This is a genomic window from Vibrio sp. FF145 (assembly GCF_041439075.1).
GTDB classification, from domain to species: domain Bacteria; phylum Pseudomonadota; class Gammaproteobacteria; order Enterobacterales; family Vibrionaceae; genus Vibrio; species Vibrio tasmaniensis_A.
Map to the genome: position 1 here is coordinate 1 of NZ_JBGONH010000060.1, position 12,170 is coordinate 12,170.

A 12,170-nucleotide genomic window follows, 5' to 3' on the forward strand; every position below is an offset into this window, starting at 1 on the left:
GGGATTATCTGCTAACTGCAAGATCGTTCAAGTCTTCTTAAACGATCGGCATTAAAGCTAATGTTGGCGTTTAGTGTTAGGAAGCTAAAAAGATAAGAAGAAGCTAAGAAGCTACAAGGCTAGCAAGTTAAACATGCCTTTGAGGCTGACTAGCCCATTTTAGGTATCACCGTTATCACAGGGACACCTAAGATCTCTTCGATTTCGTCTTTACGCTTGATTGAAGAGTCAAACAGCTCGAACAATACCGCCAGACCAATGCCCAATCCGATGCCCGCAACAAATCCAGCCAGAATAAAGATAAAAGTCGGCATGTTAGATTTCATGCTAGGCGTGAAAGGCAAATCGATAATCTTCACACGTTTGTTTTGCTCGAATACACCAAGCGAACCCGTTAGCTGAGCCATTTCATAACGCTCTGTCAGTTCATCATATAGTTGACGCTTGATTTCAACTTGACGTTTAAGGCGGTACATCTCTTTGGCATTTTCACCGAAGTTATTCGCCTTGTGTTCTAATTCGAAAATCATAGTACGAAGGCTTTTGGTCTCTTCTGTTAAAGACTCAAAGCGAGCACGAACCAGTTGTAGGCTGTGTAATTGAGTGACCAGAAGAGGTTGGGTATCAGAAAGCTTGTTCAGTGTCGTGCTACTTGCGATGTCCCAAAGCTGGTCGCTGTTCATCGTTGGCTGAGTAACCTCGAGCAAACTTTTTCGCTCATTTTCAAGCCTGTCTAATTCACGGACTTTAGCTTGTACGGCACTGTGTTTATTTGTGTATTTGGCTTGCAGCAGAGTCAGCTCACTGCGAATGTCGATGATCTGGTCTTCGATTCGACCTATCACGGGATTTGTTTTAGAAAGTTGTTGGTCGATTGACCCTAAACTTTTTTCAACACCCGATAATTCCGCCTCTTTTTCCGCCAGTGTTTGTTTGAGTGACGCTAAGCGATTCAAGCTTTGGCTTTGCAATTCTGGCGTCGATTGGACGTTTTCGTTCATGTATGCGGCTAGCGCTTCTTCTGCCTCTTCAAGTTCCGCGCTACGTTTGTCTATATGGATTTTCAAGAAATTACTTGAGTCCTCAATTGACGAGCGTTCCGGCGCGAGCAGCTGTTCAATAAAATGTTCACTCACCGCTCGAAGCGTTTGTTCCATTCCATTTGGAGTGCTCGACGTTAAGCTTATCTTTAGAAAGTCTTTTCCAAGTTGAGTAACTGATAAACGCTGAGACAAGTCAGTAATGATCTCTTGTTTCTCAACCTCAGGCATATCTGGACTAGTTAATTGCAGTTCATCAGCGACCGAGTAAAGAACATGTCGACTGTGAAGCAATGTTCTCAATGCGTTAAGTCGATCTTTGAGCATGGTAGAGACGGCGATGTCTTCCAAAAATGGATTCATCTTGGCTGTTTCTTGAATCAACATACTGGTATGCGCGTCATATTTAGTCGGGGCCAACTTGCTCACACCGAAGCCAACAAAGGGCAAAATAAAGATTGGGAGAACAATAACGTAGCGTTGGCGCCACATGGCATTTAGGATGACTAGTAAGCGCAACTTAAGATTATTCATAAAAGCTCCAACATCCAATGTACGAAGTTACCACGGTTCTGCCAGCTCTCTTGTTCGACGACAGAGATCGGTGAATTGCTCAGCTGGCGTGCATGATCAAGCGCCCAAATCATTTGGTTTACACTACCAACTGTGGTGACATGTTCTTGATATGGCTTTAATGCTGGGAATTGAGTTGTGATAATTGGCGTGCCGGCCGCAAGGTACTCCATTAGTTTGAGTGGGCTACAAGCTCGGATCTGCTCGTTATCAACAAACGGCAACAAGCTCACATCCCAGTGTTGAGAATAGCCTGGCAGCGTATGGTGTGGACGTGGGCCAAGGTAATGTACGTTACTCAACTTAGGCAGCATGATCGTATCAAGCTCATTTGGGCCTATGAATACAAAGTCCCATTCCGGCATTGCTGTCGCGACATGAACAATCATTTCATAATCAAGCCACTTAGAAAGGCTGCCATAAAAACCAGCAATAGGGCGGTGGTTGCTTGGTAAATCTTTTGCTCTTGGTGCAGGTGTAGAAAATAGCCCGACATCGACACCATGTGGTAAGAGCTGAGCTTTCTCGCTAGGGAATTTGTCCATCAACTTTTCACTAGCAGCGAAGATCAAATCTGATTTTTCAATGAGTTCTAATTCATGCTTTGCGACCGTCTTGTGGTCTACGCCCGCAAGTGCACTAAAGTCATCCCCACAGTAATAAACAACCGCTGACTCGCCTAAGTGTCCGCACAGATCAACAGCAGTCGGAAGAGAACTCCATAGGATTGGCGCGTTAAGGTTAAGCTCGGCAATCACTGGTTTTAGTTGGTGCAACATCATTTGCTGAGCCAACTTTCTAGAAAATTTAGAAGCAGGCGCAGGAATGGTTTTCAAGTTCACGACCGTTATGTTGCCTTGGTCGTTTGAATCAGTGACGTTTTGTGGATCCAGCATGTTTTGAGTAACTGCGTTGCTTCGCCCTGTCAGTTTATTGAAAGCGCGAGTGATGTCTTTAACTGACAGTCTTGGCTGTCTAAGACCAATAGAGTTGACCCATAAGACTTTGTGTTGCTTAGCAAGGTGACGCACTAAATGTTGAGTTGATGACGGTAGGCCGCCAAAGTCTTCACCAAATACGATTAGATCACGCATGGTCACCTCCATGAGTCTCTAATGAATCGAATACATCGGATTCAGTCACTTCAATGGATTTAATCTGTCTGACTACTCGAGCTGGGTTACCACCTGCTATTGCGAAGGCCGGGATATTCTTTGTTACTACGCTGCCTGCGGCTATAACGGCACCTTCGCCGATGGTTACGCCACCTTTAACCGTCACATTCGTGCCTAGCCAAACATCGGGTTCAAGAATGATGTCGCCGATTTGCTGAGGGTCATCACCTTCACCTTGCGATCGACGTTTTGCATCTAGCGGGTGACCAGAGTATCCAAATAGAAACGCGCCGCCAGCGATTCGTACGTTGTCAGAGATAACGACTTTACCGCCAACAGCGATAGTCGACTGCCAACCGATGTCGACGTTGTTGCCAATCGACAATAGTGGGTGTTCCAAGCCTTCAAGTGGCTGAGTACAACCAGAGAATGTCGTGTGGCCAGAGATACGGCAGTTATCGCCAATCGAAATTTGCACCGGACCGCTGACGAAAGGCAGACCACCATACAAATACAGGCGCTTGCCACATTGAGCCACACGACCTTTGAAAGCCGGTGTCCAGTAGAAGAATCTCGTCAAGCCAGAAACCAAATTCACCACTAGCTTGTGCGCTTGATAGAGGCAACGATTAAGTATTTGAGGGGTAGGTAGCTCTGCGCTTCTGATGTCTTTCAAAATGAAAAACACATTTCTAATTCGAGAATTAGGATGAAACTTAAGCCAATGTTTGAATTGATGTATAGATACTGACGTCATAATGAAACTCCTCTATCTTGTTATATAGAAGTACTTTCATATACTGTGCCATTTAATAAATATAATGTTTTCAATGGGTTAAAATGTGGGTTTTAGGTTTTCTCATTTTGACAGGCAGTTTGAGATACGTTTGAGACGCAAACTGTGAGTGCTGCGAGGATATAAATCGGCCAGTTGAAGCCTTGAGTCAAAAATGTACCCGACACGATTGTTCCAATCAGACCTGCATAGATCGCATAGGCGACCGCATTAAGTTCAGGTGTGATTTCTGTGGTTGAGTTTTTTAATCTGGTGAGTGTGGATCGGGAGGTTTTGATCAAAGAAACGATAAGGCAGACAAAAATGATAAGACCAATGAAGCCAGTCTCTGCTAACACACCAAACCACGTACTGTGAACGGCGTGATTCAGTCCGTCCCAGTGCGAACTGTAAAAGAAGTAATTCGAGAAGAAGTTGTTCAACCCTACGCCAGTCAGTGGATTCTCAACCGCCATTTTTACTGCCGCTTCCCATGCGTAGATTCGACCCATTGCAGATTCATCGATACCTTGTTCAGCAGCACCACCAGAAGCTCTGTCTGAGATCCCAGCAACTAAATAGAGCACTACGGCCACGACAGTTCCTACGGAGATTAAGAGAACTTTAGAGCGCACTAGTTTCCACGCAAAAATACCAATCACCGCAATACACCCCAGTAATCCGCCACGGCTTTGAGTGGCAATAATGGCGGCGAGCAGCAACAAACAGACTAACCCGCTAATTAAGCGTTTGGATCGTGAGATGCCAGTCGTGGTGGCTTGGCTTATCGTAAAGGCGAGTGGGAACATCAGTACCAGTGCTAGATCGTTCGGGTCACCTAACATAGAGCCAAAATCGCGGCCAATAGTCACACGTGAGCCTTCAACAAGCCCAATGCCATTTACTGAGTTGTACACGGCAATAGAGCTTACTAAAGCGCCAGCGTAGATAATCGTCATCGCGGTTTTTGCGAGATTTTCAGTGGTATTTACTAGCCAAGTAATCGCAAGCGTCATCACGATGATTTTCCAATAAACGCCTTTGAATTCTGCAAGTGCTACGGGCCTGTTAGACGCGAAGATAATACCAATAAAAACCAATACCCAAAAAATGGCGAGCCAATTTAAACAAGGGTGCCAGAAGATTTTAAGCTCTTTACTGATTAGTGCATGCCAGAGTAAAGCTGACAGGGCACCTAATGAAAGCATCAGCGGTATTTTTAACGAATAGAGCTGAGGTACGGCTTCGTGAATTCGGAAAAATGAAAAGACAACGAATAATAGAACTAACCAGAATGTCTTGTTTAACACGAATAACCCAGCTAATGGCACAAGAGCGAGCGCGACAATGACAGCAGGGTGAGGCACAAAGTACCAAACAATACCAAGCCCAACACACAAGGTGCTGATAGTGATGATGACTGGCAATCTATTGGCTTCAGGGTTGACCATTGTGACCTCTATTCGCAAATAAACTCTTCATGACTCGCTCGTAATCTTTTGAGACGTAGTTACACCTGATGTTAAATATTGCAAAGCGAGTGCCAGTTATGCATTTTGTTTAACTAACTGATTTAGTGTTGGATTATTAAGTGAGGGCTTAGCCTTGAGGTGAGATTTGTCATTTTGAGAATCAGTATAAAACTGACTAGAACGGCTAAATTATCAAGCTAAATTAACCAGTTATCGACTAAGGCTAGGATTAACGATCGAGTTGGTAGATTTTCAACAACTTCGGGACAACAGCTTGTGGCGAATATTGGTTTTTGACGGTTTCTATCGCGTTACTTCTGAGAGAGTCACGTTGTTCAATCGACAATGACATCCACAAAGATAAAAACTGTTCTAGCTCGGCCTCAGAATTTGCGAGGTAGCCATTAACTTGGTGCTCGATGAGTTTAGGCAAGTTACCAACTGAGGTGGCGAGGACAGGAATGCCGCGAATCATGGATTCTAATGCCGCCATAGGTAAGCCTTCAAAGCGGGAAGGGATGATTAACAAATCGATTTGGCTCCAAACGTCGTCCATATTGGTTTGATGCCCATGAAAGGTAACATTATCAGGCTGCGATTTAACTAACGCTTCCATTTCTGGCCCGTCACCAAAAAGCTCAAACCGAACATCAGGAAACGGTTTGGCTAATGCGACAAATCGATCTGGCGCTTTTTCGTGGCTTAATCGTCCCACAAAGCCAACATGGAATGGGCTTGATGAAGGGGACTTTGTTAATCCGGTTGGGACTTTAACAAAGTTATTCAATTGATGGGTTTTACTCGGTACTTTCGCTTTAATCTTCTCACTGACCACGAGCGACTGATCAGAAAGAAAGCTGCTGTAACGGTCGAGCCAGTCATAAAGCCATACTTTGCCAGTTGGGGTTTCACCTGCGTGATAAGTGGTGATTTGCTTTGTGTTGTTGAAACGAGATGGGAGCTTGATTAACTTGCTGACCAAACTGGCTTTATAACCATGAGCATGGATAAGTCTTGGCTGATAATGTTGAACGGCACGTTTAAGCTGTGTCGCGCTATTACTACTTGAATCTGCAGAACATGAGGCTAAATCAGAGAGGTAATTATAAGGGATGTTCAGTGCATCTAACTTTTCAACGATGATCGCTTCAGGATTAAACTTAGTCAAAAGAACGATGCGGACAACCTCTGAATACTGAGCGCTTTCCGATATCAGGCCTTGTGCTAATTCTAAAACATGCGTTTCTATGCCTCCAAAAGTTTGGCTGTCGATCAACAGCCAAATCTCATAAAGGTTTACGTCGAGTACACCTTGGTTAGGCTTGATTGTACTCATCTTCCGATTCCCAAGCCTGTTTCTTACGATAAACAGTAGAAGGGCTAAGTTCTAACAGCACGGCAGCGTTTAACACATTCCCATCGCAATGATTGATGGCATGTTGAATAGCTTCTCGCTCTATTTGCCACATTGGACGAATAGCACCTTCGCTTGTTGTAAATGCGGGCGTCATCGGATCGTTGTTAGCGGGGACAACTGAGGATTGCTCCAACTCTTCCGGTGTAATAGGTGGCAACTTAGCTTCTGGTGCTTCCACAACAGCAGCTTGGGGCGCAGCTACTCGAATCGGTGTAACTGATTTCGTGGCTGTAGCTACGATCGGAGGCGGTAACATGTCTTTGGTCACGCTCGTTTCATTGTTCAACACCACGATGTTACGGATGATGTTTTGCAACTGACGTACGTTGCCTGGCCACGCATAACGTTTAAGTAAATTCTGCGTTTCTTTGTCTATTGATTTGAACTTCTTCTTGTCTTGCTTCGCGTACAGCTTCAAGAAGTGATTAGAAAGGGTGACAATGTCACTTCCTCGTTCACGAAGCGGTGGCATCTCGATAGGCACAACGTGAACACGATAGTAAAGGTCTTCTCTAAAGCGTCCTTCTTCTACCTCAACCAGTGGATCGCGGTTGGTCGCACAGATAATTCTGACATCCACTTTAATCTCGCGGTTGCCACCGAGTGGGGTAAACGTCCCAGTTTGCAAAAATCTTAGGAGCTTCTTCTGCATCTCCAATTCCATTTCACAAAGCTCATCGAGAAATAGGGTGCCGCCATGCGCTTGCATCGCCGCACCTTTACGGTCGGTTGTTGCACCAGTAAATGCACCTTTAACGTGACCGAAAATTTCGCTCTCCATTAGGTCTCGAGGGATAGCGCCACAGTTAATAGCCACGAAGGGCTTACCGTTACGCTGGCTCTCTTGGTGGATCGCTTCAGCACACACTTCTTTACCCGTACCACTTTCACCGTTAATAAACACGCTGGCGGTTGTTGGTGCTACCGAATCGATAATCTTGTAAACCGCTTGCATGGGAAGGCAAGAGCCGATGAAATTATGAAAGCGGTCACGATCGAACTTGCTTTGCATGTTATCGACAAGGTTTTCGAGTTTCGCTCTTTTTAGATGTAAGCGAACAGAAGTCTTGAGTCGATCGGCTTGAATGGGTTTCTCTAAGAAGTCTTCCGCACCGCGCTGGATAAGGTCAACAGCAATGTTTACTGAGCCATGTGCCGTTGCGATAATGACGGCGGTTGGTATTTCGTTCGTACTAATCCAATCTAAGACTTCTTCCCCTGGCATGTCGGGCAACTTAAGGTCAAGAATAACAAGCTGTGGAGAGTGCCTTTCAATGAAGGTCTTAGCTTCCGCGCCGGTTTCGACGTGGAAGATATCGTAGGGCTCGTCTTTTACGTACTGCTTGTAGAGTACGGCGAGTGAGGTGGAGTCTTCAACTAACAATACCTTAGGGCGCATTGTGTATTCCTTTTGAAACTTTATCCTAACCAATCAATAACATAGTGATATGGAACCATCAATACGAGTCTTGTGTATTTGTTATCTACCGCATGCAATCTTTTAAGGCGCGGTGTGTAGGATTTCCCGCATTGCTACTCATACTGGTTCGCATCTTTATGGGGACTATATTAATAACGACTATGTTGAGTTTTTATCTGAACATCCAAAGTTAACTGAAGCCTGCCTGTTTCCTGTGAAGCAAGGCTTTGATTGAACGCTCTGCGAGTTCTAGTAATTCGTCAACTTGCAGAAATGCCGCATCGTGACTCTGTTCTAGACACTGCTTCTCTAAAGCGCGAGCTAACTCACCCAAAGGGCGATTACCTAATGAGAGTGCGGTGCTGCCAAGAGTATGAACCTCAAACTCAAGTGTTTGAGCGTCGTGCTGAGCGACAGCCTCTTTTATGGCGACCAAGCGTGTTTGTGATTCTTCGACATAATGGTCGATCAAGATCGGGATAATATCCGCACTTGTATCTCGAATCATTTGCTCTAGAACGCTTTCATCAACAAGCTCGCTAACTTCTTGTGAGTTTAGATGTGCAGCTGTGTCTGACGCTAAAGTGGAATTCATCAAACTAAGTCCTTTTGTTGAGCGTAATATCCGTGAGTACTATTAAGTTTTAGTCATTTTCTAGAATAATTTCAACTGCTTGCCTTATAAACAAAGCAATTAATTGCCTTCTCGCCCGAATTGCCACTATGTTTGTGACAAATCTAACGAACTGATTTAAATTTGTTTTCTCTTATGAAATATAAACTTAGGCACCTATTAGCCTGGGTACTTATAAGCTTAAAGGGGAGAGTGCAGGACAAAGCGAGGCCGATACACATAAAAAAGACCACTGCAGTTACTAACAACAGTGGTCTTAGAGCAGGTTAAGTCGTTTAGGCTAATCTAAATAGCTATATAACCAAAATAGCTATAACCCAAATAGCGATAATTTAAACAGCCGTGCTTTAGATAACGAAAAGTAGAACTACGAAGCTTTATCAATCTTTGGCTTTGGGTCGGTTTCTACTTCTTCCTCGCTACTTTCAGAGAAGATATCAGCAACAGCGCTTCTCTCTAGTTCACCTTTTAGGTTACCGTCCTCATCAACAACCGGAAGAGAATAGTCACAAGACATAGTGTCTGGTAGCACTTCTTCAATCACCGCATCAGGCAAAATGGCTGGAACTTCTTCGTATATCTCTTCACTGAAGTCATGCACCGATGAATCTTCAACTGCATCCTGTAGGCTCTCTTGTGTGACTAGACCTTGATAGCCTTCATCCGTTACGTGATAAGCGTAGTCATTTTTCAGCATCTTCATTTGTGCCAAAGCACCTTCAATCGTTTCAGATGTGATTCGATAGAGAGGGGGCTGCATAACGGTTTCAACGGTCAATGCACGAGCACGGTTTACGTCTTTAACGAATGCCTCTACATAGTCATCGGCTGGATTCAGCAGAATCTCATGTGGTGTACCTTGTTGTACCAACTCGCCATCTTTCAAAATTGCGATTCGGTCGCCGAGACGAAGTGCTTCATCCAAATCGTGGGTGATGAAAACAATCGTCTTATGAAGCTTCTCTTGCAGTTCAATGAGTTGATCTTGCATTTCACTTCGAATCAAAGGATCGAGCGCTGAAAACGCTTCATCCATTAATAAGATTTCAGCATTAGTACACAGAGCTCGAGAAAGACCAACACGTTGTTGTTGACCGCCAGAAAGCTGGGCAGGGTACTGCTTGCCGTAACCTTTCAACCCCACCGTTTCTAACCACTCATTGGCTTTCGCTAAACGGTCTTCTTTTTTGATACCTTGTACTTCCAAACCGTACGCAACGTTTTCTACCACGGTGCGATGAGGCATTAAGCCAAAGCGTTGGAATACCATCGACATTTTATGACGACGGAACTCTTCTAATTGCTTGGTATTGAGGCTCATCACATCGATGCCTTCAACCATGATTTTACCTTGAGTCGGATCTATCAAACGGTTGAAGTGGCGAATCAAAGTCGACTTCCCTGAACCAGAAAGCCCCATGATAACGAAGATTTCGCCACGGTTAATCTCAAGGTTAATCTCTTTCAAACCAACGGTATGACCCGTGTCAGCAAGAATCTGGTCTTTGTGTTCGCCGTTCTGAACTCGGTTCATAACAGACATCGGTTTCGGTCCAAACACTTTGTATAGGCCACTAATCTCAATCAATGGTTTAGTCATGCTTGAATCCTCCTAAATGCGCATTGGTTCTTCTTGCGTACGCCTGCGAAGCGCGGTCAAAAAGGATTGCTAGGGCCACAATGGCGAAACCATTCATCAAGCCTAATGTGAAGTATTGGTTGGTAATGGATTTAAGAACCGGTTGTCCTAAGCCTTTAACACCAATCATTGATGCGATCACAACCATAGACAGTGCCATCATGATGGTTTGGTTGATACCCGCCATGATCGTTGGCATCGCTAACGGTAGTTGAACACCCCATAAACGTTGCTTTTTGCTTGCACCAAAAGCGGTAGCCGCTTCCAATACTTCTTTGTCGACTAAGCGTATGCCTAGGTTGGTTAAACGAATCACAGGTGGAATCGCGTAGATAACCACGGCGATTAGCCCTGGAATCTTACCGATGCCGAGTAGCATTACCACTGGGATCAAGTAAACGAATGCCGGCATGGTTTGCATGATATCAAGCATCGGCGTAACGATAGATTGCGCTCGATTCGAACGAGCCATCGCAATGCCAATCGGAATGCCTAAGAATATCGAAACCAAGGTACACACAGTGATGATACTAAGCGTACGCATGGTGTCTTCCCACATACCAAAGTAACCAATAAGGAGCAGGGAAGCGACACAACCTAAAGCCAGTTTCCAAGAGCGACTCGCGGCGTAGACAAGGCTTGTACAAACAGCGAGGACTATAATCCAAGGGGTTGAGATAAGAAGTTTTTCAAACCAAACCAGGAATGAAAGAAGAGGGTCAAATAGAGATTCAATCATTTCACCGTATTCACGAGAGAATTCACGGTATGCGCCATCTAGCGTCTTTTTTATGGTTCGTAAATCAGCGCGTTCCATCTCTGGAAAGGTTGATAACCAATTGGTGTCAGCCATTTTATATCCTTATAGTTCGGAGCCACTTGTTCATGCGATGAGGTAATCGCCTATGAAAAGGGCTCCGAATCATGAATAACATCAAGTATAGCGACGTTATTTCCGTATTATTGTTGAAGCGTAATTGCTTGTTGTTAAACCAAGCTTTTACAGTTCGGCTTCAACTTTCTTAGCCACTTCTTCAGAAACCCATGGGTGCCATACTTCTGGGAATTCACTCAAGAAATGCAGACTTGCTTCTTCACCATCGGCTTGGTTGTCTTCCATCCAAGCAAGCAGCGAGTTCATTTTGTCGTTTGTGAAACCACGTTTAGTGAAGTAGTCATAAGCTTCAGGTGCACGTGACGCAAAACTCTCAGTGGTGATAGTGTGAACGGGTGAAGGCGGGTACATGGTCGCTTTTGGCGATTCACAGTCTTCTTTGGTGGTACAGTTAAGGAACTCTTCCTCATTAACGCCACTGCCAAAGTCGACTTTAACCATGTCGTATTTTCCTAGAACAGCGGTTGGTGCCCAGTAGTAACCAAACCAAGCTTCTTCGCGCTCATAAGCTTTTGCGATAGAGCCAGATAAGCCGGCACTCGAGCCTGGATCAACAATCGTGAAACCACTGTCTTCCAGCTCAAGAGCGTTAAACAAGTTTCCGGCGCTGATCTGACAGTTCCAGCCTGCTGGGCAACTGTAGAATGCTGATGTATCTGGGTCTTCAGGGTGCTTAAATAAGCTAGCGTTTTTACGCACGCCTTCGATGGTTGCCATCTCTGGGTATTGTTTAACGAGGTAAGCAGGAACCCAAAAACCTTCTTCGCCGCCGTTCACAAGTGATTTACCTGCATAGCGAAGACGTTTTTCTTCGACACCTTTATCTAATGCGTCTTTTAAGCTGTTGCTCCAAAGTTCAGGTGCAACATCAGGCTGGCCTTTTTCAATCATGGATGTGCCTGTTGGCATAGTGTCGCCAGGGATAAGTTCGGCATCACACCCATAACCATGTTCTAGGATGAATTGGTCGATATTGGCGATCAGTGTTGCAGAGTTCCAGTTCATATCTGCGATTGTTACGCTGCCACATTCTCCAGCGTTAGCATTACCGCTGGCTGCTGCTACTAACAAAAATACGGAGCTTAACTTGTATTTCATATTGAGTTTCCTTTCTCTTTAATAATACAACTAAGGTAACCAAGGTAAATTGATTATCTAAATTGCTCGATGGTGATCCTTTCCGTGTATTT

The 12,170-nt window shown here is 44.7% G+C and carries 10 protein-coding genes; all 10 read right to left on the minus strand.

What is annotated here, in order from left to right; translation table 11 throughout:
• Window positions 1-149: 149 nt before the first annotated feature.
• Window positions 150-1,574 (minus strand): GumC family protein, encoded by a 1,425-nt coding sequence (locus ACED42_RS18640; protein ID WP_371695105.1) that lies wholly within the window; start codon window positions 1,572-1,574, stop codon window positions 150-152.
• The gene (locus ACED42_RS18645; protein WP_371703708.1) at window positions 1,571-2,707 is read right to left on the minus strand and encodes a glycosyltransferase; all 1,137 of its coding nucleotides are present in this window, start codon (window positions 2,705-2,707) and stop codon (window positions 1,571-1,573) included. Before ACED42_RS18645 ends, ACED42_RS18640 begins: the two co-directional genes overlap by 4 nt.
• Entirely contained in the window at window positions 2,700-3,485 is a 786-nt protein-coding gene (locus ACED42_RS18650) for a DapH/DapD/GlmU-related protein (RefSeq protein WP_371703710.1), read from the minus strand. Before ACED42_RS18650 ends, ACED42_RS18645 begins: the two co-directional genes overlap by 8 nt.
• A 92-nt stretch (window positions 3,486-3,577) precedes the next feature.
• A complete protein-coding gene (locus ACED42_RS18655) occupies window positions 3,578-4,954 on the minus strand; it encodes an O-antigen ligase family protein (protein ID WP_371703712.1) in 1,377 nt (458 codons plus the stop codon).
• Between the two features lie 250 nt (window positions 4,955-5,204).
• The gene (locus ACED42_RS18660; protein ID WP_371703714.1) at window positions 5,205-6,311 is read right to left on the minus strand and encodes a glycosyltransferase family 4 protein; all 1,107 of its coding nucleotides are present in this window, start codon (window positions 6,309-6,311) and stop codon (window positions 5,205-5,207) included.
• Window positions 6,292-7,791, minus strand: a complete 1,500-nt coding sequence (locus ACED42_RS18665) for a sigma 54-interacting transcriptional regulator (RefSeq protein WP_371703716.1) — start codon at window positions 7,789-7,791, stop codon at window positions 6,292-6,294. Before ACED42_RS18665 ends, ACED42_RS18660 begins: the two co-directional genes overlap by 20 nt.
• 211 nt (window positions 7,792-8,002) lie before the next feature.
• Window positions 8,003-8,407 (minus strand): Hpt domain-containing protein, encoded by a 405-nt coding sequence (locus tag ACED42_RS18670; protein ID WP_371703717.1) that lies wholly within the window; start codon window positions 8,405-8,407, stop codon window positions 8,003-8,005.
• Between the two features lie 406 nt (window positions 8,408-8,813).
• Complete coding sequence (locus ACED42_RS18675) at window positions 8,814-10,046, minus strand: glycine betaine/L-proline ABC transporter ATP-binding protein (RefSeq protein WP_009846762.1); 1,233 nt, start codon at window positions 10,044-10,046, stop codon at window positions 8,814-8,816.
• Window positions 10,039-10,938: a proline/glycine betaine ABC transporter permease gene (locus tag ACED42_RS18680; RefSeq protein WP_102249948.1), complete on the minus strand. Its 900-nt coding sequence runs from the start codon at window positions 10,936-10,938 to the stop codon at window positions 10,039-10,041. Before ACED42_RS18680 ends, ACED42_RS18675 begins: the two co-directional genes overlap by 8 nt.
• A 147-nt stretch (window positions 10,939-11,085) precedes the next feature.
• Window positions 11,086-12,078, minus strand: a complete 993-nt coding sequence (locus ACED42_RS18685) for an ABC transporter substrate-binding protein (protein ID WP_269336251.1) — start codon at window positions 12,076-12,078, stop codon at window positions 11,086-11,088.
• Window positions 12,079-12,170 lie beyond the last annotated feature (92 nt).